Annotated in this window: 30 protein-coding genes, 1 tRNA gene and 1 pseudogene; 18 read left to right on the forward strand and 14 right to left on the reverse strand. The window is 63.5% G+C overall.

Translation table 11 applies throughout. The features are described from left to right. The first annotated feature begins 130 nt into the window (after positions 1 to 130). The 6 genes and pseudogenes from PMO31116_RS22365 (at position 131) to PMO31116_RS22390 (ending at position 4,581) form a co-directional block, all read left to right on the forward strand. Positions 131 to 784 carry an amino acid ABC transporter permease gene (locus tag PMO31116_RS22365; RefSeq protein WP_150568625.1) on the forward strand — a complete coding sequence of 218 codons (654 nt, stop codon included), beginning with the start codon at positions 131 to 133 and terminating at the stop codon, positions 782 to 784. Then, positions 768 to 1,496 (forward strand): amino acid ABC transporter ATP-binding protein, encoded by a 729-nt coding sequence (locus tag PMO31116_RS22370; protein ID WP_023594477.1) that lies wholly within the window; start codon positions 768 to 770, stop codon positions 1,494 to 1,496. Before PMO31116_RS22365 ends, PMO31116_RS22370 begins: the two co-directional genes overlap by 17 nt. Before the next feature lie 122 nt (positions 1,497 to 1,618). Beyond that, the gene (locus PMO31116_RS22375) at positions 1,619 to 2,362 is read left to right on the forward strand and encodes a transporter substrate-binding domain-containing protein (protein ID WP_425494823.1); all 744 of its coding nucleotides are present in this window, start codon (positions 1,619 to 1,621) and stop codon (positions 2,360 to 2,362) included. 256 nt (positions 2,363 to 2,618) lie between these two features. Continuing rightward, on the forward strand, positions 2,619 to 3,092 hold the full coding sequence (locus PMO31116_RS22380) for a c-type cytochrome (RefSeq protein WP_150568627.1): 474 nt from the start codon (positions 2,619 to 2,621) through the stop codon (positions 3,090 to 3,092). 132 nt (positions 3,093 to 3,224) lie between these two features. Next, a pseudogene (locus tag PMO31116_RS22385) lies at positions 3,225 to 4,059 on the forward strand (AraC family transcriptional regulator). A 99-nt stretch (positions 4,060 to 4,158) separates the two neighbouring features. Beyond that, on the forward strand, positions 4,159 to 4,581 hold the full coding sequence (locus PMO31116_RS22390; protein ID WP_150568628.1) for a cupin domain-containing protein: 423 nt from the start codon (positions 4,159 to 4,161) through the stop codon (positions 4,579 to 4,581). Between the two features lie 409 nt (positions 4,582 to 4,990). Here the strand turns inward: PMO31116_RS22390 and PMO31116_RS22395 are convergent, their stop codons facing one another. Genes PMO31116_RS22395 through PMO31116_RS22405 form a run of 3 tightly spaced genes read right to left on the reverse strand, consistent with a single transcriptional unit; the run spans position 4,991 to position 7,724 of the window. Beyond that, on the reverse strand, positions 4,991 to 5,995 hold the full coding sequence (locus PMO31116_RS22395; protein ID WP_150568629.1) for an aldo/keto reductase: 1,005 nt from the start codon (positions 5,993 to 5,995) through the stop codon (positions 4,991 to 4,993). Between the two features lie 35 nt (positions 5,996 to 6,030). After that, positions 6,031 to 6,927: an SDR family oxidoreductase gene (locus PMO31116_RS22400; RefSeq protein ID WP_150568630.1), complete on the reverse strand. Its 897-nt coding sequence runs from the start codon at positions 6,925 to 6,927 to the stop codon at positions 6,031 to 6,033. Between the two features lie 35 nt (positions 6,928 to 6,962). Then, entirely contained in the window at positions 6,963 to 7,724 is a 762-nt protein-coding gene (locus PMO31116_RS22405; RefSeq protein WP_150568631.1) for a glucose 1-dehydrogenase, read from the reverse strand. A gap of 112 nt (positions 7,725 to 7,836) precedes the next feature. On the opposite strand from PMO31116_RS22405, the gene PMO31116_RS22410 reads away from it, so the two are divergent. After that, on the forward strand, positions 7,837 to 8,772 hold the full coding sequence (locus tag PMO31116_RS22410) for a LysR family transcriptional regulator (RefSeq protein WP_150568632.1): 936 nt from the start codon (positions 7,837 to 7,839) through the stop codon (positions 8,770 to 8,772). 123 nt (positions 8,773 to 8,895) lie between these two features. On the opposite strand, the gene PMO31116_RS22415 is transcribed toward PMO31116_RS22410, so the two are convergent. Beyond that, a complete protein-coding gene (locus PMO31116_RS22415; protein ID WP_150568633.1) occupies positions 8,896 to 9,612 on the reverse strand; it encodes a pirin family protein in 717 nt (238 codons plus the stop codon). A gap of 78 nt (positions 9,613 to 9,690) precedes the next feature. After that, positions 9,691 to 10,455: an SDR family NAD(P)-dependent oxidoreductase gene (locus PMO31116_RS22420; protein ID WP_150568634.1), complete on the reverse strand. Its 765-nt coding sequence runs from the start codon at positions 10,453 to 10,455 to the stop codon at positions 9,691 to 9,693. Between the two features lie 159 nt (positions 10,456 to 10,614). On the opposite strand from PMO31116_RS22420, the gene PMO31116_RS22425 reads away from it, so the two are divergent. The 3 genes from PMO31116_RS22425 (at position 10,615) to PMO31116_RS22435 (ending at position 12,554) form a co-directional block, all read left to right on the forward strand. Beyond that, positions 10,615 to 11,532 carry a LysR family transcriptional regulator gene (locus PMO31116_RS22425; protein WP_023872168.1) on the forward strand — a complete coding sequence of 306 codons (918 nt, stop codon included), beginning with the start codon at positions 10,615 to 10,617 and terminating at the stop codon, positions 11,530 to 11,532. A gap of 150 nt (positions 11,533 to 11,682) precedes the next feature. After that, positions 11,683 to 12,078 (forward strand): nuclear transport factor 2 family protein, encoded by a 396-nt coding sequence (locus tag PMO31116_RS22430; RefSeq protein WP_150568635.1) that lies wholly within the window; start codon positions 11,683 to 11,685, stop codon positions 12,076 to 12,078. Between the two features lie 62 nt (positions 12,079 to 12,140). Then, positions 12,141 to 12,554: a putative quinol monooxygenase gene (locus PMO31116_RS22435; RefSeq protein ID WP_150568636.1), complete on the forward strand. Its 414-nt coding sequence runs from the start codon at positions 12,141 to 12,143 to the stop codon at positions 12,552 to 12,554. Positions 12,555 to 12,705: 151 nt separating this feature from the next. Here the strand turns inward: PMO31116_RS22435 and PMO31116_RS22440 are convergent, their stop codons facing one another. From PMO31116_RS22440 to PMO31116_RS22450, 3 genes are all read right to left on the reverse strand, one after another. Continuing rightward, complete coding sequence (locus PMO31116_RS22440; RefSeq protein ID WP_246185441.1) at positions 12,706 to 13,128, reverse strand: hypothetical protein; 423 nt, start codon at positions 13,126 to 13,128, stop codon at positions 12,706 to 12,708. 114 nt (positions 13,129 to 13,242) lie between these two features. Then, positions 13,243 to 13,635, reverse strand: a complete 393-nt coding sequence (locus PMO31116_RS22445) for a nuclear transport factor 2 family protein (RefSeq protein WP_150568637.1) — start codon at positions 13,633 to 13,635, stop codon at positions 13,243 to 13,245. Between the two features lie 166 nt (positions 13,636 to 13,801). After that, on the reverse strand, positions 13,802 to 14,707 hold the full coding sequence (locus tag PMO31116_RS22450) for an NAD(P)/FAD-dependent oxidoreductase (RefSeq protein ID WP_150568671.1): 906 nt from the start codon (positions 14,705 to 14,707) through the stop codon (positions 13,802 to 13,804). A gap of 101 nt (positions 14,708 to 14,808) precedes the next feature. On the opposite strand from PMO31116_RS22450, the gene PMO31116_RS22455 reads away from it, so the two are divergent. Next, a complete protein-coding gene (locus PMO31116_RS22455; protein ID WP_150568638.1) occupies positions 14,809 to 15,261 on the forward strand; it encodes an Rrf2 family transcriptional regulator in 453 nt (150 codons plus the stop codon). A 162-nt stretch (positions 15,262 to 15,423) separates the two neighbouring features. Here the strand turns inward: PMO31116_RS22455 and PMO31116_RS22460 are convergent, their stop codons facing one another. From PMO31116_RS22460 to PMO31116_RS22470, 3 genes are all read right to left on the reverse strand, one after another. Next, positions 15,424 to 15,819: a helix-hairpin-helix domain-containing protein gene (locus PMO31116_RS22460; RefSeq protein WP_217424772.1), complete on the reverse strand. Its 396-nt coding sequence runs from the start codon at positions 15,817 to 15,819 to the stop codon at positions 15,424 to 15,426. A 681-nt stretch (positions 15,820 to 16,500) separates the two neighbouring features. Next, positions 16,501 to 16,911, reverse strand: a complete 411-nt coding sequence (locus PMO31116_RS22465; protein ID WP_147291580.1) for a hypothetical protein — start codon at positions 16,909 to 16,911, stop codon at positions 16,501 to 16,503. 246 nt (positions 16,912 to 17,157) lie between these two features. Then, positions 17,158 to 17,242, reverse strand: a tRNA-Leu gene (locus tag PMO31116_RS22470). A gap of 92 nt (positions 17,243 to 17,334) precedes the next feature. On the opposite strand from PMO31116_RS22470, the gene PMO31116_RS22475 reads away from it, so the two are divergent. The 6 genes from PMO31116_RS22475 (at position 17,335) to PMO31116_RS22500 (ending at position 22,324) form a co-directional block, all read left to right on the forward strand. Then, complete coding sequence (locus PMO31116_RS22475) at positions 17,335 to 17,538, forward strand: hypothetical protein (protein ID WP_023594466.1); 204 nt, start codon at positions 17,335 to 17,337, stop codon at positions 17,536 to 17,538. Then, positions 17,535 to 18,164, forward strand: coding sequence for a chromate transporter (locus tag PMO31116_RS22480; RefSeq protein ID WP_150568639.1), 630 nt, complete (start codon positions 17,535 to 17,537; stop codon positions 18,162 to 18,164). The genes PMO31116_RS22475 and PMO31116_RS22480 overlap by 4 nt, the downstream gene beginning before the upstream one ends. Then, on the forward strand, positions 18,161 to 18,685 hold the full coding sequence (locus PMO31116_RS22485) for a chromate transporter (protein ID WP_150568640.1): 525 nt from the start codon (positions 18,161 to 18,163) through the stop codon (positions 18,683 to 18,685). The genes PMO31116_RS22480 and PMO31116_RS22485 overlap by 4 nt, the downstream gene beginning before the upstream one ends. Positions 18,686 to 18,797: 112 nt before the next feature. Beyond that, positions 18,798 to 20,114 carry an ergothioneine biosynthesis protein EgtB gene (gene egtB / locus PMO31116_RS22490; protein WP_150568641.1) on the forward strand — a complete coding sequence of 439 codons (1,317 nt, stop codon included), beginning with the start codon at positions 18,798 to 18,800 and terminating at the stop codon, positions 20,112 to 20,114. Next, positions 20,114 to 21,100 carry an L-histidine N(alpha)-methyltransferase gene (gene egtD, locus PMO31116_RS22495; RefSeq protein WP_150568642.1) on the forward strand — a complete coding sequence of 329 codons (987 nt, stop codon included), beginning with the start codon at positions 20,114 to 20,116 and terminating at the stop codon, positions 21,098 to 21,100. The genes egtB and egtD overlap by 1 nt, the downstream gene beginning before the upstream one ends. Before the next feature lie 396 nt (positions 21,101 to 21,496). Continuing rightward, a complete protein-coding gene (locus PMO31116_RS22500) occupies positions 21,497 to 22,324 on the forward strand; it encodes a DUF4088 family protein (RefSeq protein ID WP_150568643.1) in 828 nt (275 codons plus the stop codon). 118 nt (positions 22,325 to 22,442) lie between these two features. On the opposite strand, the gene PMO31116_RS22505 is transcribed toward PMO31116_RS22500, so the two are convergent. From PMO31116_RS22505 to PMO31116_RS22515, 3 genes are all read right to left on the reverse strand, one after another. Then, the gene (locus PMO31116_RS22505) at positions 22,443 to 23,336 is read right to left on the reverse strand and encodes a DMT family transporter (protein ID WP_150568644.1); all 894 of its coding nucleotides are present in this window, start codon (positions 23,334 to 23,336) and stop codon (positions 22,443 to 22,445) included. A gap of 101 nt (positions 23,337 to 23,437) precedes the next feature. Continuing rightward, on the reverse strand, positions 23,438 to 24,418 hold the full coding sequence (locus PMO31116_RS22510) for a hypothetical protein (protein ID WP_150568645.1): 981 nt from the start codon (positions 24,416 to 24,418) through the stop codon (positions 23,438 to 23,440). Continuing rightward, complete coding sequence (locus PMO31116_RS22515; protein WP_150568646.1) at positions 24,415 to 24,684, reverse strand: hypothetical protein; 270 nt, start codon at positions 24,682 to 24,684, stop codon at positions 24,415 to 24,417. The genes PMO31116_RS22510 and PMO31116_RS22515 overlap by 4 nt, the downstream gene beginning before the upstream one ends. A 345-nt stretch (positions 24,685 to 25,029) precedes the next feature. On the opposite strand from PMO31116_RS22515, the gene PMO31116_RS22520 reads away from it, so the two are divergent. Further along, entirely contained in the window at positions 25,030 to 25,506 is a 477-nt protein-coding gene (locus PMO31116_RS22520) for a nitrate reductase associated protein (protein ID WP_150568647.1), read from the forward strand. The last annotated feature ends 177 nt before the right edge of the window (positions 25,507 to 25,683 follow it).

Raw genomic sequence — 25,683 nt, forward strand, 5'->3', positions numbered from 1 at the left:
CGCGCCGCCGGGCCGCGGCGGTGCGCGCGGGCAGCGGCAACGCGCCGGGCGGGGCGGGAACGGCGGGAACGGCCGGGAGTGGTGGCGTGGCAGGTACGTCGACCGGCAGTGCCGCACAACGGAGCGCCTCATGATCGGCAACTTTTCCTGGACGTACTTCCTCTACCTCGTGCAGTCGATCGGCTGGACGCTGGTGCTCTCGCTCATTGCCTTCGTGCTCGGCAGCGCGGGGGGCTTTCTGGTAATGCTCGCGCGCATCTCGCCGCGTCGCTGGCTGCGCCTTCCCTCGCAGGTGTTCATTGAGGCGATTCAGGGCATTCCGCTGCTCATCCTGCTGTTCATCGTCTATTTCGGGTTGTCGGTGTACGGCTTCGAACTGCCCGCGATCGTGGCCGCCGCGCTGGCGCTGATGGTCTACACGAGTGCGTATCTTGGCGACATCTGGCGTGGCTGCGTAGAAGCGATGCCGCGCGCGCAATGGGAGGCGGCCGAGTGCCTGTCGTTCTCACGCTGGCAGACGCTGCGCCTGATCATCATTCCGCAGGCCGTGCGTCTGTCGCTCCCCCCGACCATTGGCTTTCTGGTGCAGATCATCAAGATGACGTCGCTCGCTTCCGTGATCGGCTTCGTCGAGCTGACGCGCGCCGGGCAGATCATCAACAACTCGATTTTCCAGCCCTTCCTCGTGTTCTCGCTCGTGGGAGTGTTTTATTTCGCGCTGTGCTACCCGCTCTCGCGCTGGAGCGCCGCCCTGGAGGACAGGCTCAATGTCGGCAATCGTTAAGGTCAATCAGATTCACAAGCGCTTCGGCGACAACCCGGTCCTCAAGGGGGTGTCGTTCGAAGTGGAGCGCGGCCAGATGGTGGCGATCATCGGTGCGAGCGGCTCGGGCAAGAGCACGGCCTTGCGCTGCATCGACCGGCTCGAGACCATCGACGACGGCTCGATCGAGGTGTGCGGCATCCGCGTGGAAGATCCGAAAGTCGATCTGCACCAGTTGCGGCGCGAGGTCGGCATCGTATTCCAGAGCTACAACCTGTTTCCGCACCTGAGCGTGCGCGAGAACATCATGCTCGCGCTGCGTCACGTCAAGCGCATGACACGCAGCGAGGCCGAGGACGTCGCGCGGCGTGTCCTTGCGCAGGTTGGCCTCTCCGACAAAGCCGAGAGCTATCCCGAGCAACTTTCGGGCGGCCAGCAGCAACGCGTGGCGATCGCGCGTTCGCTCGCCATGTCGCCGAAGGTCATGCTGTTCGACGAAGTGACGTCCGCGCTCGATCCGCAACTCACCGGCGAAGTGCTGCGCGTGATGGAGGACCTCGCTGCCGACGGCATGACGATGTTGCTCGTCACGCACGAAATGGCATTCGCGAAGCGGGTGGCGGACCAGATCATCTACATGCATCAGGGCAAGGTGTGGGAAGTCGGTCCAGGAGAAATGATCGACGACCCGCAAACGCCCGAACTGCGAGCGTTTCTTGCCAACGGCTTGTAATCCTGGGCGCGCCGACGCCCGCAATGCATCACAACACATCCAACGAAGGAGACCCTTGCATGAAGCTCAAGTCGTTCAAGACGTTTGCCACGCAGGCGTGCGCCGCCGTCCTGCTCGGTGCCATGGCGCACGCCGCGCTCGCCGATCAGCTCGACGACATCCGGAAAGCCGGGAAGATCCGGGTGGCGATCGCCATGGGCACACCCCTGTATTCGTTCGCCGACGCGAATCTGCAACCGGCCGGCTCGGACGTCGACACGGCCAAGTTGCTGGCGCAGGATCTGGGCGTGAAGCTCGATATCGTGTCGGTCACCAACGCGGCGCGCGTGCCCACGTTACAGGCGAACCGGGCCGACATCGTGGTGGCCGATCTCTCGATCACGCCCGAGCGCGCCCAGGTGATCGACTTCTCGATTCCCTACGCCGTCATTTCGATCATCGTGGGCGGCCCCAAGAATATCGTCATCAAGGGCTATGACGATCTGAACGGCAAGCGCGTCGGTCTCACGCGCGCGACCGTCAACGACACCCTCACGACGCAGAACGCCAAGGGCGCGCAAATCGTGCGCTACGAGGACGATGCGACGCTGATCACGTCGATGGTCACCGGTCAGGTCGACATCTTCTCGAGCACGCCGTCGAACCTTGGCGAGATGCAAAAGCGTGCGCCGGAGAAGCACCTCGAACTCAAGTTCGCGCAGAAGGAGTTCGATCTGGGCATCGCGCTCAACAAAAACCAGCCGGCACTCAAGGCGTGGATCAACAACTGGGTGAAGACCAACCTGAAGAACGGCAAGCTCAACGCGATCTACAAGAAGTATCACGGCCGCGACCTGCCGGAGAGCGTGATCAAGGGAGCCGCCTGATCGAATGATCCGAGGCCACGCGTTTCCGAGCGCCGCGTCGGAAGCGGACCTCGGTGACACTCAACACGCACCGCCAGCGACGCCTCCCGGGGCGCGCTGGCGTTTTTTCGTGACGGGGGGTATCGATGCGGCCTCTGCGACGATCGGCGGTCGCGACAGGATGTCGCACCGTGCGAATTCAGATTCGCTGGTCGCGCATCCGGGAAAGAGGTAAGTTAGCGGATTGTCTTTCCTGCCGCCTTTTCCGTACCTCACGATGACAGCCCGATCCTCCCTCCCGCCCTTGCGCCTGCGCCTCCGTCCGACGCGTGTTCGCCGTGCTCGCGGCGTGGTGGCTGGCGCGCTCACGGCCATCACGGCCATCACGGCCATCACGGCGCTCACGACTCTCACGGTCATCCCGGTGGCTGCACGAGCGGCGGGCGACGTCGAGGCGGGCAAGGCGCTGTTCGGTGCGCGGTGTGCGTCGTGCCATTCGATCGGACCGATGGCGGCGTCGGGGTTCGGACCGCAACTCAACGGCGTAGTCAACCGGCGCGCCGGCAGTCTGGCGGACTTCGACTACTCGAAGGAGATGAAGCAGTCCGGGATCGTGTGGGATGACAAGACACTCGCCGCGTTCATCGCCAACCCGGGCAAGACCGTGCCTGGCACCAAGATGCGCTTCTGGGGCATCGGCAACGAACGCAAGGTTGCCGACCTGATTGCCTATCTGCGCACGTTCAAGTGATATTTCGCGGGAGCGAGGCCCTGCGACGGCGAAACGCCCTGACGATGCAGGACTTTTCGATTGTGTGGCATGCTGCAGGCTCGGCTTCGCGCTCGCGCGAAGCGCCCACCGCGGTCACCCGCAACGCACACCATGCCACGAACAGCCCCCGCTGCGCGCACTGACTGGGTCAGACGCGCGGAACCCTCGGAAGGTATCGAGCGCATCGAAGCCTGGTTTCAGGGCAACGCGTATGCCATGCACCGCCACGATACCTACGCGATCGGTCGCACGCTCGCGGGCGTTCAGCGCTTCAACTACCGGCGCGGCCGGCGCGACAGTCTGCCCGGCAACACGATCGTGCTGCATCCCGATGAAGCGCACGACGGGCAGGCCGGCACCCGCGAAGGCTTTCGTTACCGCATGATCTATGTGCCACCGGCACTTTTCCAGGACGTGCTCGGCGGCCGTGCCCTGCCATTCATTCCGGGCGGCATCACCACCGACGCGCGAATCGCCTCGGCCACGCAGACCCTGCTCCAGCATGTCGGCGACACGCTCGAGCCGCTCGAGCAAAGCGACGCGCTTGCCGAACTCGCGCATGCCCTGGCCGCCGCGGCAGGCATGCCCCACCAGCATGGAAAGGGAAACACGGGCGACTATCGCGCCGCGCGGCGCGCGCGACTATCTGCAGGCGAATTTCACGCGCGTGGTAACGCTAGACGAGGTGGCCGCGGCGAGTGAACGCGACCGTTGGAGCCTGTCGCACGACTTTCGCCTGTTCTACGGCACCAGCCCGTATCGATATCTGACGATGCGGCGTCTCGATGCGGTGCGTCGCCTGTTGGCTTGCGGCAGTTCGCTCGCGGACGCGGCCGCCGACGCCGGTTTCGCCGACCAGAGTCACATGACGCGCCACTTTCTCAAAACCTTCGGCATCACGCCCGGTCGCTGGCTTCAGGTCGTCGCGCACGCGTCCCGTCGCTGAACACGCCCCATACACGCCTGCCACACGACCCACAATCGTTCAATACCGGTGCGGGCCTGCGCCGTATGCTCGACGTGCACTCAAGCTACGGAGAGAAACATGCCCGAATCCCCCCAACACGCCGCACCGTCGCAGCGCGGTCAATGCGAAGCGATCGATCTGACCGCAAAGATCGGCCTGATAGACGGCTATTGGCAACCACGCGTCGTGGCCGAGATGAACGACTATCAGTTCAAGGTCGTCAAACTCCATGGCGACTTCGTCTGGCACGTGCACAACGATACCGACGAAACCTTCATCGTGCTCGATGGCGAATTGCGTATCGAACTTCGCGGAGGCATGACAGGCGACGGCACCATCACGCTGCGCGCCGGTCAGATGGCCGTCGTACCCAGCGGCGTCGAGCACAAGCCCTGTGCCGCCGGCGAAGTCAAGCTGCTGCTGATCGAACCGCGCGGCGTCGTCAACACCGGAGACGGGGCTGTCGGCGAACGGACGGTGGCAAACGATCAGTGGATCTGACGCCCGATCCGAAGACGGCAGCGTATCGTGGCTTCGGGATATCGGGCCTTCAGGCGACCATGTCGCTACAAGCAAGCCCCATCCCGTTGGTCTTCCGAGCCGTATTAATCGCAGTTTCGACGCATTCGCATCGGCGCGATACTGCATTCAACGGCTCACGCAATCACGCGCAAAGCCGAACTCAAGGAGAATCGCCATGCCGCTGCTGCCCGTTCTCGCCGAAGGCGCCCTGTACGTGCTCGGAGTGCTCTCGGCCGCTTCGCCCATGTTCCGGTAAGCCGGTGACGCAACGCACCGGACCGAAGACAGATGCCCCGGGATGTCGGGGCATTTGCCGTTTAACTCAGTTGGCTTCGTCATGCGCCATCGTGCTTCTTGCGAGCGATATCGCGACACCGGCGACGCGCCGTCAGCGTTGTTGTTCGCTATCGAGTTCGGCCAGAAGCGCGGGGGCGTACCGCCCCCCGGCCGCCGCGCCCTTGGGAATCGCCCGCTCGATGGCGGCAAGATCAGCCGCGTCGAGCGTGAGCCCGACGGCGCCCAGCGCCTCATGGAGACGCTCTCGCGTGCGCGCACCAACGAGTGGCACGATGTCCGCGCCCTGTGCCGCGACCCAACCAATGGCGAGCTGGGCAACCGTTACCCCCTTGCGATCGGCCATCGAGCGAAGCGCGTCGACCAGCGCCAGGTTGTGCGCAACATTCTCGCCCTGAAAGCGCGGGCTGGCGGCACGGAAGTCATTCGGCTTCGCGCCCGCTTGCCAATGACCGCTGATCAGGCCGCGAGAGAGCACGCCGTAAGCCGTGATGCCAACGCCGAGTTCGCGGCATACAGGCAGGATGGCATCTTCGATGCCGCGGGAAATCAGCGAGTATTCGATTTGCAGGTCGCTGATCGGATGCACGCTTGCCGCACGTCGGATCGAATCGGCGCTCAGCTCGGACAAGCCGACGTGGCGCACATATCCCGCCTTGACCAGATCGGCAATCGCCCCCACGGTCTCTTCGATCGGCACCGCCGGGTCCAGTCGTGCCGGACGGTAGATGTCGATATGATCGACACCGAGCCGTTGCAGCGAATAGGCGACGAAATTCCGCACGGCCTGCGGGCGGGCATCATACCCATGCCAGCCGCCCGCGGGATCGCGCAACGCACCGAACTTCACACTGATGACGGCCGTATCCCGGCGTGACGGCGGCAACGTCGACAAGGCATCGCGGATAAGCATTTCGTTGTGCCCCATGCCGTAGAAATCGCCCGTGTCGAGGAGCGTGATGCCGGCTTCGAGCGCGGCGTGGATGGTCGCGATGCTTTCGCGACGGTCGGCCGGCCCGTACAAATCGGACATGCCCATGCAACCCAGCCCGATAGCCGACGTGACAGGACCATTCTGGCCGAGATGTCGAATCTTCATGAGAATTCTCCGTGACGTTTCGTTGGGACCTCGGGTCAGTAAACCCGGGGGCGAAGCAATTCGGACATGCCGACGCGATGCAGCATTTCGGCCCTGAGACGATCGAGTACGGCAAAACCCACATCCGCACCGTCCTGCGCCGGATCGATGTGCACCCGGAACGGACGCTGCCCGAACGGCGTGTCGACCACCTTGGCGATAGCGCTAGCGACGTCGCTTGCGTCGGCCTCGGGCGGCACGATGGCGGCGAACGCGTTCTGAATTCGCTCGCCCCATCCTGCGCAAGGACCGCTTTCGTACTCGTCCAGCACGCCCTGATCGTCGGGGCGACCGGCGTGCGCGAAGTGATTCGTGCCCGAGGTGAATGCGCCCGGCACGACGATCGATGTCTCGACGCCCCACACCCCGAGTTCGCGCGCATATTGAACGGCGAGCGAGTCCATCGCCGCTTTCGCGGCGAAATACGGCGCGAGGTAGGGCGGCGTTCCCCCGGCGGAGCTGCTGCTCGACACCCACAGCAGGAGCCCGCGCTTTTGCGCTCGCATGTGTGGGAGCACCGCCCGATTGACGCGTTGGGCGCCCACGACGTTCGTGTCGTACAGCTGCGCGAACTGCTCCGGCAGGAAGGCTTCGGCCGGCCCGAAGGCCATATGGCCGGCGTTATGGACAACGACGTCGATGCGCCCCGCTTGCTCGACGATTTGCCCGATGCCCTGGTCGACCGAGACTTGCGATGCCACATCGAGCTCGACGGTACGAAGGTCCAAGCCGTGGGTGCCGGCGAATTCCGCCATCGACGCCACGACTGCCGCATTCCGGCCCTCGGTCGCACGCATGCTTGCATACACCGTGTGGCCCGCCTGCGCGAGCGCTTCCGCCGTCAGGCGGCCGAAGCCGCTCGAAGCACCGGTCACTACGATCACTTGCTTCATTTGGATCTCCTTGTTCGTGATTGCCGTGACCGGGTTCAGATGATGCCGCCGTTGACACGAATGGTTTGGCCGTCGATCCAGCTCGCCGCCTTGCTCACGAGGAAGGCGACCACCTCGGAGATGTCTTCCGGCTCGCCGAGGCGCTCCATCGGCGGCGCCTTGGCGATGCGGTCGATCTGCTCCGGCGTCTTGTCCTTGAGGAAGAGTTCCGTGGCCGTCGGGCCCGGCGCCACGGCGTTGACGGCAATGTTCCGGCCGCGCAGCTCCTTGGCGAAGATGTTGGTCATCGTCTCGACAGCGGCCTTCGTTGCCGCATAGACCGAGTAACCGGGCTGCGAGAGGCCGTTCATGCTGCTCGAGAAATTGACGATGCGACCGCCCGGACGCATCTTCCTGGCCGCGGCGCGCAACGTGTTGAAGGTGCCCTTCAGGTTGATGCCGACCAGACGATCGAACAGGGCGTCGTCGGTGTCGACGAGCGCGACCAGCCCGGGCTGCATGATCCCGGCGTTGTTCACAAGAATGTCGACGCCGCCGAACAGCGTGACGGCCGTATCGAACATCGCCGCCACCTGCGCAGGAACCGTCACATCGGCGCGCACGGCCGCCGCACGACCGCCCGCCGCCTGAATCGATTCCACCACGCGCAAGGCATCGGCTTCGCGTCCGGCGTAATTCACGACGACCGCAATGCCGTCCGCCGCGAGGCGCCGCGCAATGGCGGCGCCAATACCGCGGGAGGCGCCCGTGACGATCGCGACCTTGGCAAATTCCGTGTTGTGGGCTTGGGTGTTCATGGCAAATCTCCTTTGAGAAAACATCGTGGGTTGACTGCGATGAGTGAATTCTCGCGGGACACCTGGTTAAACGGTAGCCGCATAATCCAAATATCGGTTATGCTTTTTTCGTATGAGCATCTTCGACAATCTCGACCTTCTTCGCGCCTTTGTCGCCATCGTCGACAGTGGCAGCATTTCTTCGGCCGCCCGTCGGCTTCGGGTGAGCCAGCCCACGCTGAGCCGCCAGTTGCGGGCGCTCGAGACCGCGTCCGGCGCCGAGCTTCTGCGCCGCGACACGCACCGCATGAGTCTGACCGACACGGGTCAGCAAATCCTTGCCGACGCTCGCGCGTTACTCTCGATGGCCGAGGAATTCGAGGCCCGGTTGCGCACGAGTGAGACCACATTGAGCGGACGGATTCGCGTCTTCTCCACCATCGATTTCGGTCAGTCGGTGGTCAGCCGCCTGATCAGCAGCTTCCTTCAGGCCAACCCGGCGGTGCGCATCGAACTGGGGTACACGAACCGGCCCTTGCACATGATCGAAGAGGGATGCGATGCGGGCATTCTTGCCGGCACGTTGACCGACGATCGGGTCGTGGCGCGCTCGCTGGGCGAGATCCGGCGATTCGTCGTCGCGTCACCGTCGCTCCTCAAGGACCATGCAAAGGTGGGCCATCCCGATGCGTTGGTCAGGCTTCCGTGGATCGGGTTGTCAGGGAGTCAGTTCGGGGGGCCAAGGCAGGTCGCGCTGCACTCGGGGTCTGTGAGTCGTACCCTCGAAATGGAGCCATTGTTTGTCACGGAGGGCAGTGCCAGCATTCGCGAAGCGGTGCGAATGGGGCTCGGCGTCGCGGTGCTGCCCGAGTGGCTCGTGGAAGAAGACTTGCAGTCGGGAAGCATCGCGCGGGTGCTGCCCAAATGGCACGCGACGCCGCTCGAAGCGCACATCGTCTATCCCGCACAACGCGCGATGCCGATGCGAGTGAGGGCGTTTGTCGACTTCGCGACGCAGTACATGGCGTCGGTGCTCAAGCCTCGGGGCGCGACTCGGGGCGCGAAATAGCGCAAACGCCGACGTGCCTCGCGTTCGTCGGCACGACGTCGTATCGGTCAAGCCTCCTGCCGGAGTGGCCGAATGGCGGGAAACGCTCCGGGGAAGGCAATCACTTGCGGGGATGATCGCGCGTCACTCGCTGCCGCCCAACAGCTCGACCATCAGAACGTCGGTGTCGCTCAATGCTGTGAGAGACACGTCGTCTTCGTCCGTCGCCAGCGCACCGTCGCGTGCATCGAGCCGTACCCCAGCGAGGTCGATTCCGCCGTGATCGGGCACGAAGTACGCCGCATGAGGCGACGCCAGGGCAACGCGAATCGATGCCCCTTCGCGCAGGGTGGCAATCCTCACGCGCGCGTCGGCGTCGATCGGCAACGCCCCGGCCCGCACATCGGCAGGATCGCCGCTCGCTAGCGTCACGAAGCGTCCGTCGCGCCGCCCCGGGAAGCAGCTCCGCATCGTCCAGCTCGGCGTGCCGCCGGGCGCACGGGGCCGCAGCCAGATTTGAAACATCCGCGCCGGTACCGCCTCCTCATTGCGCTCGGCGTGGTGAATGCCCGTGCCTGCATGCATGGCCTGCACGCTGCCGGCAACCAGACGCGCACGATTGCCCGCATCGTCTTCGTGCGTGATGGCACCCGAGCGCACCCACGTGACGATTTCCATGTCGCGATGCGAATGCAGCCCGAAGCCTGAGCGCGGCGCCACTTCGTCGTCGTTCCACACCAACAACGGCGCCGGGGCGCAATGTGTCGGGTGACCGGGATAGCCCACGCGGAAGTGCAATCGGGCCTTGAGCCAGTCACGCGAGAGCGTGGACAACGTCGCAAACGGGCGATGTTCGATCATGATGCGTCCTCCGGCGCCGCCCGGTTGCGCCACCACGCGTCGTGCGCAGTCGGCAACCGGGCCCGGCGCTCATCCCGTTCAGATCTGTTGTTGACCGCCGTCGACGAACAGCTCCGCGCCGTTGACGAAGCTGGCGTCGTCGGAGGCGAGGAACAGGGCCGCGCTGGCAATTTCCGTGGGCTCGCCCAGGCGCCCCAGCGGGATCTGCGCGGCGAGGTAATCGGCCAGCCCCTGGCGTTGTGCGGCGTCGTCGCCGGCAAGATCCAGCAGGCCGGGCGTGCGGGTCGCCCCCGGGCTGATCGTGTTCACGCGGATGTGACGCGGCTTCAGGTCGAGAATCCAGTTGCGGGCAAATGCGCGCACTGCCGCCTTCGACGCCGAGTACACGCTGAACGCCGCCGTGCCGGAGCTGCCGGCCGTGGAGCCGGTCAGGATCACCGACGCACCGTCCGCCAGCAGCGGCAGCGCCTTCTGCACCGTGAACAGCACGGCCTTCACGTTGCGATCGAACGTTTCGTCGTAATGCGCTTCGGTAATGTCGCCGAAGGCGAGCATCGAGCCGCCGCCGGCATTCGCGAACAGCACGTCGAGACGCCCGTGGGCTTTGCCGATTTGCGCGTAGAGCGCATCGAGTTCGTCGAGTTTCGTCGAATCGATGCGCAGGCCGGTGGCCGCGCCGCCGGCGTCGCGAATCGATGCGACGGCCGCGTCGAGTTCGGCCTGACGGCGACCAGTCAGATAAACGTGCGCGCCTTCGGCGGCAAAGCGCTGAGCGGTGGCGAGACCGATACCGCTGGTGGCGCCGGTGACAAGTGCGATTTTGTTTTCGAGCTTGCGTGCCATGGTGTAACTCCTTCGTTTCGGTGATGTCGGTGGTTGCGCCGGGATTCGGCGTTCGCGGCGAGTTGTTTGCTGCGATGTGTGAAGAATATCGACGGACCCATGTTTTCGAAATAGAATCAATTGAAAACTAACGTTGCAAATTTGAAATGAAGAGTGATTATGTCGAAGCTTCCTGATTTCGAAGGGCTCGCGATGTTCGCCAAGGTGGCGGAGGAAGGCTCGTTCGCGGCTGCGGCACGCGAGATGGGGGTGTCGGTCGCCACGGTGTCGCGCGGCGTTGCACGGCTGGAAGAGCGTTTGGGTGCGCGGTTGCTCAATCGCACATCGCGCCAGCTCGCGTTGACCGAGTTTGGCCGGACGCTATGCGAGAAGGCGGGAGAGATCTATCGGCAGGCCGAGGCTGCCGAGGGTGCGGCACGCGAGTTGTCGGTGCAGCCGCGCGGGCTCGTGCGACTTGCGGTGCCGATGTCGTTCGGGCTGCGCTGGGTCGCGCCGCTGATGCCAGAGTTCTTCCGCCGCTATCCGGACGTGCAGGTCGATCTGCATCTGGCCGACTCGACCGTCGATCTGGTGGCCGACGGGTTCGATGCGGCACTGCGCATCGCCGCTTTACCCGATTCGTCGCTGGTGGCGCGGCGTCTGTGCGCGGTCACGCAATATGTGGTCGCCTCGCCCGGCTATCTCGCCCGCGAGGGACGACCCATGCATCCGCGCGAGCTGGTGGACCGGCCTTGCATGTCTTATGCCTATCGCGCGCGCAGCGATGTATGGCGCTTCGTCAACGACGCCGGCGACGAGGAACCTGTGCTGCCGAACGGCCCGCTGCGCGTGACGAATTCCGATGCCTTGTTACCGATGCTGCTCGAAGGTCTGGCGATTGCCGAGTTGCCGGAATTCATCGCGGCGGAGTATCTGAGCGATGGCCGGCTCGAAGCGATTCTGACCGACTGGTCGTTGACGAAAGGCGGGCTGTATTTCGTCACACCGTCGGCGCGCGCGCGCCCGGCCAAGGTGAGCGCTTTGTCGGACTACTTTGCCGAACACCTGAGCGAACCGACCTGGCGATGGCCGAAGTGATTGCCGGATGCGCCCGAGAGCGATCATTTCAATAACGCAACAATAAATTTCAATCTTTTCTATTTCGAGAATCATGTCAGGTATCTATTCTGGACGCCATGGACTTCACAGTCGTCCTTGAACACGCTTTGATACTTGATCGGATTCATCATGAAAAACGCTACCCAACTGCTTACCGACTACCTCCAGGCCATTCGTGATCCACGTAAGGCCGCTGCGCTGTTCGCCGATGACGGCGTACTGGAGTTGCCATATTTGAAATCGCTCGGCATCGATGCGCATGCCCGGGGTACTGAAGCGATCGAGCGTTTCATCGCGTCGTTGCTTGCGAAGGTGCCCGACTTCCGATTTCACAACGCACGCTTTCTGATCGAGACACCTGAGCAGGTGTTCGCCGAGTACGAAGTCGAAGCTCTGGTTCCGTCGACGGGAAAAATCTACCGCCAGATGTACGCGGGACGACTTGTCGCGCGAGACGGAAAGGTTGCACTGCTTCGCGAAGCGCTCGACACCGTCGCTGCGGCAACGGCGTTCTCGCCCGCCTGAGCGTCGTCTTGCTCGCGCCCGCCCAGCGAAGCCCAACCCGGTCGACTTCATCGGAGCCCAACATGCACCCATCTACCATTCCCGGCGATTACAGCGCGCAGTTTCCCGACCACGGGCGATCGCCGGCGGATCATGACAAGAACGTCTCGACAGGCATTGTCGTCACCGCTTACTACCGCGTGCATCCTTCGGATCGGCAGACCTTCATCGACGCCGTCATTCCGGAAATGACGGCCGCGAGGCGGATGCCGGGATGCGTCTACTACGCATTTGCGGCTGATCTTACGGACCCCAACCTCTTTCATCTGGTCGAGGGCTGGGTCGATCAGGCGGCATACGAGCGGCACGAGCGCGCCGACACCTTCCTCACTGCGTTGGCGTTGGTGGTGAAGCACGTGCGAATACAGGATCGCCAGGGCGTCCGATACGAAATCGCGCAGCAATTCATCGACGATCCGCGTGCAAAGGTGGCTTGAGACGTTTGAAAAATCGGCGCACGTTTGGTGCACCGTTGCGGAAGTGATCACCTTGGGAAATGCTCGTCACGGATGACTGCTTCCGACCCAATGCGGCCCCTCGCATTTCTCAAAATCAGTCATTGGGACAGCGTGTGGTGGGAGAGTTGTACTATCTCTTCTGCCAGAGAACGTAGGCGTTGGTACCCATGGCGTCGACATTGGGCATTTCGCCGACCCGCACATGCTGAAAGAAGCCCAAACAATGACTCCATGGCGATGTGTCGGGATCGGATTCAATCCGACACGAATACCCCAACTGCTTCCACTCTATCGACCTGTCGTTATTGCAGCACGAAAGGACCTCTTGGGCGATTGCCTCGCACCAAATCAAAGCATCTTCTGCTGACTCCGCCGCGATGAAAACTCCGGTCATCGATTCATAATCTTCGATCACTCCGCGCTCGAATAGCTGTCGTGGTTCAGGTTCGTGGTATTGAAAAATGACGAGGTATTCGTGTGCCATGTCGAAGAAGATTTGTTTAACGACATCAAGTCGTGGCCGGTCGTTGCAGATCGCCGAAGAACCCAGCACAGACGTCAATCGTCCGCTTCTGACCGCACTCAGACGAACAACGTCGTCTCGCTCGCTCTGGAACCACCAAAGACACACGTCGATTCATCCCAATCGAAAAACCCTCCCGATCCATTACAGAGATTCAACGATCGTCCCTTGGTGGTAGAGGATCTTCCAGCCTTCGGATGAACGCCTCCAAAGTGTCGCGCGCCGTGTAGTCTTAGCGCCCTGCAGCAGCGTATATGTCAGCAGGTAAGTGTCGGGAGCAATTTCCTGACAGAAAAAGTCCTTCGTCTCCCAATTGTCTTCGACCGGGCTGGCGTATCGCTCCTCCAGCGTGTCGAGCACGTACTGCCGACTATAGAGTCGTCCCGACGCTCCCACCTCCCAAAAACTGGCGTCGGTCATCGATTCGAAAGCCGCACGGTCGGTTCCACGCTCTGGCCGGTGGAAAATCGGTTCTCTCGATGACAATTCGGTTTGCACGGAGAGAAGCGATGGGTCCGTGATTCGAGCGCGTTCCATTGCGTGGATGGCAAGGTGTCGAGATTGGGGACCAATTATCACCGCATCGGGAATCTACGTCGAGCGACCGCTCTTGACCGATTGCGGCCGGTCACGCGAGTCCGTTTTCGACCCAGCCGAGTCACTTGACACACGGCCGGTTGAATGCGGCCACTTCCACGATCGATTACAAGCCAAAAATGAGCGAGCGATGTGCCGCGACGCCCGCTGCAACGCCGGCGGCCGAGGCGAACGTCGCGTTGGACCATGCGCTTGCCGCATCGCCAGCGGCAAACACTCCCGGAACGGTGGTCTGCTTCCAGTCGTCCACGCGGATAACGGGACCTATCGGACCTTCGTCGAACTCGCATCCGAGCTGCTTTGCGAGCGGACTTGCCATCTGGGTGCGCGGCCCCACAAACAGTGCATCGATGTCGATGGCACGGCCATCGGCGAGACGCAAGCCTGTCATGTTGGGTACGTCGCCAAGCACTTCCACGACTGGCGCCCGTTCGATTCGCACATTTCGGGCTTCGAGCAACGCAGTCTCTTCGGGCGACGGCTCGACTATGCCTTGCGTAAACCAGGTTGTCGGCCCCCAATCGGGAACGAGCATCGCCTGATGAATCGATAATGAATGCGTCGCCAGGACGCCGAGCCGTTTGTCCGCGACTTCGTAACCGTGACAATACGGACAATGCAGCGCGCTGATACCCCATCGTTCATCCAGGCCGGGGAGAGAGGGCAGTTCGTCTCGAACACCCGTCGCAAGGATCAATCGATCCGCGCTTGCGATGCTCCCACTGCTTTGCGTGACGATGAAGCCATCGTCAACACGCTCCGCCGTGCGTGCTTCGCCTGTCGCGACGTGCGCCGTCGGATACGCCGAGAGTTGCGCCGTCGCCTCATGGATGATCTCGCCGGGCGCCTTGCCATCCTGCCCGAGAAAACCATGAGCGTGTGATGCGAATCGATTGCGTGGCGTTCTGCTATCGAGCACAAGCACACGCCGTCGCGCGCGCGCCAGCTGCATTGCGGCGGAAAGACCGGCGAAGCTGCCGCCGATCACGATGACATCGTAGTGCTCGTCCATACGTTCCCTCTCCAGATCATCACGCAACATTGCAAGTTGCATGATAGCGCCATGTTAAACTTTTACGCAACTTGAAAAGTTTCTTGAGATGAGTGCCCACGATGAAGACCGATAGCCGCATGTCTCGCGTCTTGCACGCGTTGATTCACATGAAGCATGCGGATGGTCCGCTCACCTCCGAAGCGCTCGGTGAAATGCTGTGCACGAACGCCGTCGTCGTGAGGCGCTTGTTCAGCGGCCTGCGCGATATTGGATACGTCACTTCGGAGAAAGGGCACGGAGGCGGTTGGGTGCTGGCGGAACCCCTCGAAAACATCACGCTACTGGACGTCTACCGTGCGGTCGGCGAACCTTCGCTTTTCTCGCATCTTGTTTCGGAGGATCATCCGGAATGTCTTGTCGAACAAGCTGTGAATGCCCATCTTTCGGCGACGCTTCTCGAAGCCGAGGCTGTCCTGCTGAAAAAGTTCGGGACGGTCACCATTGCGATGCTTGCAGGAGAGGTTGAAACTTCGGCGTTGCGGTCGAAATCGTCTCACGCAGGGAATAAATAGCGGTCGCTGTATGCGGCTCGTCCGGTTCCGCGATGCAGACCTGGGCAATTGGCAGGATTGGGATGCGAACCCGCCGTTTAAATGGCAATTTTTGCGGGACGGGCTAGTGACTGCAACTGGCCGAGATCTGCCTGATGCGGTTAGTCGAGATGAATTCAATGATCAGATGCGCTGGACTTTGTGGCTGCGCTTTATGTCTGTTGCAATCTCCCACGCCTTAGTTCTTAAAGCATCTATCTCATCGTTCAGTTCGAAGTACCCGGATTTCCCGGTGAGCTGCCCCTCTATAGCGCGCTGTGGCGCAACAAAGTCATTGAACGAGCCCATACCTCCGTACGCCTGAAGCAAATATTCAATACCGGAGTAATCCGAATTTTCTAAACGAGCTTTGGCACGAAGCAACCAAGCGCGCCAGTGCTGTCCCCCGTTGATTTCAAGTAGATCGGCGAGTTTGGCCAACACCTCGATCAGCTCTTGCCTTTTGGGTCCCATATTTGCCTCCATCCATCCAACGCCGCTCTTGATAATGTCGAATTGTCGACGATCTGGTCGGGTCACGTCGACTGACCGAAATTGACCGATTGCCGCCGGTCACGAGAGTCCGTTTCCGTCCCGAAAAAGACGTTTGGCTGAACGTCCAGTTGGCGGCAGTCGTAAGTTCCTAGCGGCTAAAGCTTATATGTGCATCGCGTGAAAAATCATGCCCTTTTAGGGCCGGTCGTATTGCCTCAATTAGGCGATTGGCATCCACGCTCTTCATATAAATCGTCGCTTTGCTTCCGTCTATCGCAACTTCATCTCCATCAAGCTTCCCGGAATTTGTTTGCTTTGCTATGACGTCCAGTTCTTCCTCTAGCTGATGTAGTCGAGTCAAGTCAAGACTTCCGTAATCCATGACGATGAAAACTTCGTCGCCACCGGAAAAATTGTCGGCCCATGTCGCACTTGCGAGCACAAGAAGTAGAAGCGAAAAGTAGTGAGATGTTCGCATAAGACGTTTTATGATTTTTCGCAAATTGAATCACGTTTGAACCGAATAGCATCGGCAACGGACATTGATTCTCGACGACTTTGATCTCAAGGTCGAACGACCGATCTTGGCCGACTTCTGCCAGTCGTGCGTGCTAGCGGCACACTTGAACTACGTCCCGCCCTCGCGCAACGCATTCCGGATGCCTGTCGAGATCACCAGAACATCCTTGCGTGCCGGTGCGCCATTCCATACCACGAGCCACCCCACTAGACATACGCCTGCCCCCATACCAGCAGGAATCCGGTGACGGTCAGTGCATTGAGCAGACTGGATGCTTGTGTAACCGCTTGACAGAGGCCACCGAACAGCCCACCGAAGCGCATAACGCCCACCAATACCAAGACTACTGCGGTAATGAAGCGGCCATAACCTGAAGACATAAACGATCCAACAAGTATCGACCCCTCGCCACTCGTCAGTAAGCGCCCTCGGGACCGCGTGCCATTTCCTCGCATGAAGACATGTGAGATGTGCAACTCGACAGTGTCGTTACTCACAGAGCCTATCAAGGAATTTTTGTCAGGACGCCATTCGGTGAGCATTTGCAACTGAGCGAGCGCCTGCGCACAAGGCAAAGGACTTTGAAAGTCGAACGGCTCGCCATCGAACACCTTCAAAAGGAGCCTCGCCGCCCCGTTCGGGACGAGGAGCCTTAGGACTTCCATCTGGCGTCAGACAGTTGAGAATTCGTGAACTTTTTGGTGCAAATTTCGGTGCAAATCTGGTGCACTGACAAGCAAAAATAGCGTTCTTAAGCTTCTTCTGACTACGCTACTGCACAGCGACTGAAACGGAACATCCAACACCAGCCCCTGAAACGATAGGGATTACTGTGTCTGTCTTGATGTGGCGCGAAGCCTTAGTGGTACCGGGGACCGGACTTGAACCGGCAAGCCCGAAGGCGGCGGATTTTAAGTCCGCTATGTTTACCAATTTCATCACCCCGGCAAGGGCACGCATTCTAACATCCCCCACCGCGATACGTCAGTTGGGTATCATGAGGGCATGCACGCTCTGCGCGCGCCATCGGAGATCGACCCATGCTGGAAAATCTCGACCGCATCGCCCTCTCGCTCGACGCCATCGAAGCCGCCGCCCGCGACGTTGCACTGCAATCCCCTCAGAACGCGCAAGCCCTCTACACCGCGCTCATGGAAATCCGCAACGCCATCGCACTCGTCGCCCAGGAAGTCGTCCGGCTCGAACACGAGCTCCATGGCCCCGCCGGTAACGGACAATCGTGAGCACCGATCCCACTGCCACCACCGCGCCCCGCGCTTCCAACTCCCCCAGCGCCACTTCCGACGTCGCCCGTACGCCAACCCCGCCCACCTGCTGGGAACTGGCCCTCGCCTTCGGCACCGTCGGCGCCACGGGTTTCGGGGGAGTGCTGCCCTGGGCCCGCCGGATGATCGTCGATCAGCGCCGCTGGCTCACCGACCGTGAATTCGCGGAACTGCTGCCGCTCGCCCAATTGCTCCCGGGCCCGAACGTCGCCAACATCGCCACCGTACTCGGACGCCGCTTCCGTGGTCCCCGCGGCGCGGCAGCCGCCGTCGCCGGCCTCTACACCTGCCCGACCCTCGTCATCATCCTGGTCGGCTTCGCTTACGCGCGTTGGGGACAAACGCCCACTGTCCAGCACCTGCTCTCCGGCCTGATGCCGGCCGCCACCGGCCTCGTGATCGCCACCGCATTGCGACTGCTCGCCGGGCTGGAACGACACTGGACCACCGCCACGTTCGCCGCCGCCACGTTCGTCGGCAGTTTCGTGCTTGGCCTGCCGCTGTTGCTCGTGCTCGGCGTGCTCGGCCCCTGCGCGATAGTCACGGCTCATCACCTTCGCCGAAAACGCGACGCCGCCTCGTGAATACGCTCCTCGACCTGTTCCTGCATGGCTCGCTCTGGTCGCTGCTCGCCGTTGGCGGCACCAACGTCACGCTCGCCGACATCCATCGCTACGCCGTCGAAACCCGCCACTGGATCACCGACGCGCAGTTCGTCACGTTCTTTTCGCTCGCCCAGGCCGCCCCCGGCCCCAATGGCATGGCCGTCACGCTGATCGGCCTGCAAGCGGCCGGCCTCCCCGGCGCATTCACCGCCACACTCGCCAAATGCGCCCCCAGCTCGCTACTGGCCTATCTCGTCGGCGGCTGGGTCGATCGCCACGAAACGTCGCCGTGGGTGCGCGCCGTTCGCGCGGGCCTCGCGCCCATCACCGTCGGCCTGCTCGCCGCCAGCAGCGCCTTGCTCGCGCGAGAAATCGACATCAATGCGGCACGCGCTCTGGTCACGCTCGTGGCCATCGTCATCACGCTTCGCACTCGCTGGAACCCGTTGTGGCTCATTGCCGGCGGCAGCCTGCTCGGCCTGACCGGCTGGTTGACCTAACGGCCCCTCGCAACCGACGGCCCCGCGCCGTCAACCCCAGTTACGAACCGTCACACGGCGCCGGAACAACCGGTCTACAATAGGCAGCACGTTTCACAGTACGGTGTGTCCCATGACCCTGCCCTGTCGTACGTCGCAAGCCGAGGCGCCCTCCGGCGCCTCCCCCGAAGCTCCCCGATCCCGCACCGCGCGCGACGGCCCGTCGATCCGGGTATTGACGTCCGCCGCGTCGCTGCCGGAACGATTCGATACGGTGCGAGCCGCGTCGGTCGCCTTCGCGCAAGGCCTGTCGGATGCCGATGCCACCGTGCAGTCGATGCCCGATGCGAGCCCCGTCAAGTGGCATCTCGCCCACACCACCTGGTTCTTCGAAACCTTCCTGCTCGGTGAGCCCGCGCACCTCTGCGGGCAGCGCTACCGCCCCTACGATCCGCGCTTTGCCTATCTCTTCAACTCGTATTACGAAGCGGCCGGCCCGCGACATCCGCGTCCGCAGCGCGGGCTGCTCACGCGCCCCACGCTCGACGACGTGCTCGCCTACCGCCGCCATGTCGACGCCGCCATGCGCGCGTTGCTGTTGCACGCCGACCTGCATCCGGATGTCGCCGCCCTCGTGACACTCGGCCTGCATCACGAGGAGCAGCACCAGGAACTGATGCACACCGACTTGCTGCATCTGTTCGCGCAGAATCCGCTGCGCCCCGCTCACTTCGCCTCGCCGCGCCGCATCGAGGCCGCGGGTCCGCTGCAATGGATCGAGCACGACGGCGGACGATACCGCGTCGGCCATGAAGGCGCGACGCACGAGCACTTCGCCTTCGACTGCGAAACCCCCGCGCACGACGTGCTGCTGCGCCCCTTCGCCATCGCCTCGCGCGTGGTGACCAATGGCGAATGGCGAGCGTTCATCGAGGACGGCGGTTACCGCATGGCCGGCCTGTGGCTGTCCGACGGATGGGCTACGGTGCAGCGCGACGGCTGGAGCCATCCGCTTTACTGGGAGTTGCGCGACGGCCAGTGGCAATCGATGACACTCGCGGGCATGCAGCCCGTCGACGATGACGCGCCAGTCCAGCACGTGAGCTACTTCGAAGCCGACGCCTTCGCCCGCTGGGCGGACAAGCGTCTGCCGACAGAACAAGAGTGGGAAGTCGCGGCGAACGCGGCATCAGCCACGTCGCCCGCAATGACGCAATGCTTCGGCCCGGTCTGGCAATGGACCGCCAGTCCATACGTCGCCTATCCGGGTTTCCGAACGGCTGCGGGGGCAGTCGGCGAATACAACGGCAAATTCATGTGCGGACAGTTCGTGCTGCGCGGCGGCTCGGCCGCCACACCGCCCGGCCACACGCGTTCCACGTATCGCAACTTCTTCTACCCGCATCAGCGCTGGCAATTCTGCGGCCTGAGGCTCGCGGAGGACCGCTGATGTCGCAAGCTACCCAAGCCACCGCGTTCGTTTGCCCGTCGTTACCGGAAAACGCCTTTGCCACCGACGTGCTCGACGGTCTCGGCCACACGCCCAAGACCCTGCCCAGCGTCTGGCTGTACGACCGGCGTGGCAGCGAACTCTTCGAGGAAATCACCGGCCTCGACGAGTACTACCAGACACGCACCGAAACCGCGCTGCTCGGCGAATGCGCGGCAGCCATCGCCGACGTGATCGGCCCCGACGCCGTGGTCGTCGAATTCGGCAGCGGCTCGAGCCGCAAGACGCCACTGCTGCTCGATGCCCTCGTCACGCCGCGCGCCTATGTGCCCGTGGACATCGCCGACGACTTCCTCGACGACGCCGTTGCCACGCTCGCCCGCCGCTGCCCCGGCATTCCCATGTTGCCGGTGCGCGCCGACTTCACCCGGCCATTCCGCCTGCCGCCGCAGTTGCAGAACACGCAGGGTCCTCGACTCGGCTTCTTTCCCGGCTCGACGATCGGCAACTTCGCGCCCGGCCAGGCTGCGGCATTCCTCGCCCACGTGGGCAAGATGCTCGGCCCGCGCCGCCGCATGGTCGTGGGCGTCGACGCCTGCAAGGACCCCGCGGTGCTGCTGCCGGCCTACGATGACGCGCGTGGCGTGACGGCACGCTTCGACCTGAATGTGCTCACGCGCATCAACCGGGAGCTGGACGGCGACCTGCCGCTCGACGCCTTCCGTCACGAAGCCCGCTTCAATGCCAGCGCCAGCCGCATCGAAATGCATCTGGTGGCGCAGCGCCCCTTCCAGGCGACGGTGCTCGGCCGCCGCTTCGATTTCGCCGCCGGCGAGTCCATCCACACGGAGAACTCCTACAAGTACGGACAAACGGAGTTCCGGGCATTGGCCGCCTCCGCCGGCTGGGATGTCGAACGCGTCTGGCTCGACGCCCGGTCGCGATTCGCCGTCTACCTGCTGCGCCCGGTCACCGAAGAAAAATGACCGGCCGTCGCTAAAGTTTTCCCACCGATCTGCCGTTGACCCATCCAGACGCCTGCCGTGCGCACCGGAGATCCTGAGTTTTCCGTGGCGCCCGGTCGGCTCGCGGTGACGCACTGGCGGCGCGTACGCCAGAATCGACGCCATATTTGCCATGGGACCCCGCACACCGGGACGCCGGTTCGTGCGCCCATCCGGCCATCTTCACAGCGCTCGGCCACGACCGCAGCGCAACGCTTACGTATCGCTGCAAATGACTTCACGCGCAATGGGGATGCACGTGGCACGAGCTTCGGCGACAGCGCCCGTGGCTTGCCGCACTCGAACAGACGCCGCACCGGCCGGCGCACACGCGCCCGCACGTCGGCGCACAGCGGCCGTGACCGGGAGTCCGTCACGATGAGCCGCATCGCCCTGACCCTCTCCGATACCGCCCTTGCCGATCTGAAGAAGGATTTCGACGCCTTCGTGCGCATCAGCGCCGCCGTCGATCGCCACTTCACCCCGCCGCCGTTCGACGACTTCCTGCGCGCCCGCCTGCTCGACAGCACGGTGCCGCTCACCGAAGCCGCGGTGGCGCAATTGCTCGCCGGCGGCCACTACGCCTGGGCAAAACGCACCTTCGACAAGCAATTCCCCGACGTCGTCTCGATCATCCTGAATCAGGCGCGCCAGCACGGGTTCTATTTCGTCTCTCGCCCCGAGTGGACGCGCGAGGACATGTCGCGCCAGGCGAGCCGCTGGGCCGAAGGCATCGTGCGCGAGGCGAAAGGCGAAGAGCGTATCGTGGAATCGCTCGCCGGTCAGATCGTCAGTTCGGCGCAGGACCTGCGTGCGCTCGAAGCCACCCTGCAAACGCCCGCGTGGCGCACCGCTTCGGTGCTTCGCGAACGCGTTTTCGAAGCCAAGCGCGCCGTCGAGTCGGTGCGCCCGCTGCAAGCCCGCGAGAAGCTCGGCGAATTGCGTGCGCTATTGGATCTGGCGGTGATTTACGGGTCGGTCGGTACTCAGGAAGCCGAACAGATCCTGGAATATCTCCGGGTGCTGCGTCCGGAACTTTTCAACGACGATCCGGGGATCTTCGAGCGTCTGGCCGCATGGCTGCGCCGCCTGCTCACACCTGGCGTCGCTCGACCGAGCATTGCGCCGCCCGTGTCGCCGCCGCAACTCACCGAAGAAGCGCCGCATCAGCCCCGCGACGCATTGCAGTCTCCGATGACGCGCTAGCGCGAGGTGCACCTCGCGCGCTCATCGCGATCCTCGCGCCCGATGTCAACGCCGCGCCGGCGTTCCGAATCGTGACCGCCCGGTCGAGGCGGCTACGCCTCGTGCTGGCGCGTGTCCCTCATCGATTGAAGATCAGCGCCACCCCGGCACTTGCAATCAGCGCCCCCCACCAAGCGCCCGCCGCCGGACGCTGACGCGTGCGAATCCACAGCAGGGGCAGCACCATGACCGGGGTGGTCGCCGAGAGCGTTGCAATGACGCCCGTGTTGCCATGGCCCATGCCGTAGAGCAGCAGCGTCATGCCGACGGCCACGCCGACGAAGCCCGACGCCGCCGTAAGCGCCAGCGTACCGGGCGTGAAATTGGCGAAGACGGCGCGCCCACGCCGTGCCGCGACGATCGTGAGACCCAGCGCCGACACCCCCACTCGAATGGCCGACGCCCCAACCGGGTCCACGCCCGCCGCCATCACCGGCTTGGCGATCAACGTGCCGATGGCGTGGCACAGCGCCGCCGTCAGCCCGATCGCCACCCCTACCCGAACATCGCCGCGCACCGACTCCCAGTGGTGCGCATCGTCCCGGCGGCCACCGAACGCAATGGCCAGCGCCACGCCCGCCGTCACCAGCACCACCCCGGCCACCGCGCGCCATCCGAGCGACTCGCCGAGCCACACATAGCCGAGCACGGCGGTCATCGGTGCGTTCGTCGCGAAGATGATCGAATTGCGGCGCGGCCCGAGCCGGCCAAGCGAGGTGTACAGAATCGTGTCGCCCACGAGAATGCCGATCAGGCCCGACGCCGCGAGCCGCAGCCATTGTTCCAGCGTGAGCGACGGCCAGCCGCGCAGCACCGCGAGCGCAACGAGCAGCATCGCGAAGACCAGCAGCATGCGGGCGTAATTGAAGGGGAACGAGCCGGCCCGGCGAACAGGCGTGATGGCGATCATGCCGCTGCAGGCCCAGCAGAGGGCGGCGCCGAGCGCGGCGAGGTAGGCGAGTTGGGTCGTCATGGTCAGGGGGCGGGCGGCGCGGAGCCGCAACCGCCCCCGCCGTTGGGACGCCATTATACGAGCCGCATGCCCCATCCGGGGGCATGGACGGCGCGCCGGACTCAGATATCTTCGTCGAGACGATGCAGCGCGTCGAACATCCCCCGATAGGCCGCGGCTACGCCGCGTGCCCCGCGCAGCATGCGAAGACGCGACGCCGCATCCGGCTCGCCCGCCTCGGCCACCCATTGCGCGAGCAACGGCACGCTTGCGCTAACGCTCGCGTCATGCTTCGCGTGCGCGCAGACCGCCGCGAATCCGTCGGCCGCCGAGGGGTACCGTTGTGCGAGCGCATCGAACTGAGCCTCGATTTCGCTGATCGCGCGCACGGTCGCCGGCGCCTGGCAGAGCGCACAGCACCCGACATAGGACGCCATGTCCCCCGCCGCCCCGATGATGAAATCGATCAGGGCGTGCGTGGTGTCGAACGCCCCGCTGTCGAGAAATGTTCGTGCCGAGGGCCCGCATCGCAGCAGGCCCGCCGCAAGCATCGTGGCCTGCCCCCGCTGCTCGCGATACTGCCGCAGCAACAGCGGGCGCAACGTCATGTCGGTGCAACGCTCGACCGCAATGCGATTGTGGACGTCCGCGCCCGCGGCGCGATGATAGAGCTGCGCGAGCAATGCCAGCACCTGAATATCACTCGACTCGCCCGCGAGAAAGCGAGTCCAGAACGGCGCGGCGAAGATGCCACGCACCCAGGCGTCGCAGATCTCGCCGAAGGCCGGCACGGTGCCGTCGCGCGTTGCGGGCAGCACCTGCACCAGCGCTTCGTCGACGAGCGTCGCCAGCCAGGTGCCCGGCGCCGGCGCGTGCGTGAGGAGCACGCCGTGCCGAAGGCGATCGAGCCACGTCTTGGTATCGGCGGGCGCACCATGCAGGGTACAGCGCACTTCGTCCGATACGACACTCAACGCCTGAGCGTCGCCGGTGGCAATTGCCCAATGCGCATGGGGTGAAGCGATCATCCACACTGCGTCGCGGCCCGCCGCGCGCGCGTCGCGCCCTGCCAACGACGCACCGGTGTCTGGAACGGCACTCATCGGACGATCGCCCCGAGCAGGGTCAATCCTTCGGATGCCGTACGACGCTCGACCTCCACCCGAAACGCCCGCATGCCGACCTCGTCCAACGCGGGTGGCGGCGTCATGCGCTCGGCGCCATGACGCGCCGCCGCCCGCCCGCCGGCGCCCGAAGCCCGCGCGGGACCGTCGGACGTGGGATCGCGCTGCGCCGCCTTCGCGGGCGATGAAGGGGTGAGCACAACCGGCAGAAAGGGAAAAGGCATCGGCGACGATTTGGACGGCATGGCGGCTCCTGTCGAAACGCGGAAAAACACAGAATGCCCACCTTAGGAAGCGCCGGCAGCTTTCGGAAAGAGCCCAGACTCTAGGATCTTTCACATGCCATGCCGTGACTCGCTACATGCGCGCGCCGCATCCGCCGCCCATCAAGGCTTTCCGCCAGTTCGTGCCACGCAAATCGAGCCGCGCCCAGGTTCCCGCGCAAAATAGAATTTGAGAATTTTCCCAAGCATGTGAGTCGATTTTCGGAAGACGGCACTGTGCCGTCCACACGCGTCGCGTTCGACGCGCCATGTCGCGCGAGTACAATCGTTCGCATGCCATATGCCGCCGCACGGGGAGTGACAGCCATGCATCTTTATCAGCGTTTGCCGATCTTCGTTTTCGAGATCGAGGCTTGCGAGAACCTGAAGTACATCACGATGGCGATCCGCTTCAATCTGGATCGCAACGGCCTGCATCTGTCGTTGGCCGACTGGCAGCGCCTGCCGCAGGAAGCGCGCAATACGCTGGCGTCGTGCGCGCCTGGCGACGATGACTTCGCGGCGCGACTGGCGGAAATCGCCCGCGACCATCTCGGACAGGCGGTCGAGCGCAGCGAGGATGCGGCGTCTACTGCCTGGCAGGACACGAACGCCTTGCCGCCGGGACTGCTGAGGCAATGCGAGATGGCTGACTTGCTGCCACCTGACGTCGGCGATTGGGCCACGCTCACGCCATTTCGTCGCTACGTGCTCACAAAACTGTCGCGCCGCGACACCCTCAATCACTGCTTCGTGCCGGCCATGCTCGAATTCGGACTGGCGCAAACCCAGGCCGAACTCTGACCCCCTACGGCACGCCAGGCCGGTGCGCACCGCGCCGTCTCCGTCCGGTGCGCACCGTCGTGCCGCCTGGTTTCGACCGATGCCGGTTGTCGTTGATGTTGGCTCAACCGAGCATCACTTATGTGTCATCATACATCCGTGATGGCGTGATCGCGTGCGCCACAAGGGTTTCCGCAG

Source organism: Pandoraea morbifera, assembly GCF_902459575.1.
Lineage (GTDB): Bacteria > Pseudomonadota > Gammaproteobacteria > Burkholderiales > Burkholderiaceae > Pandoraea > Pandoraea morbifera.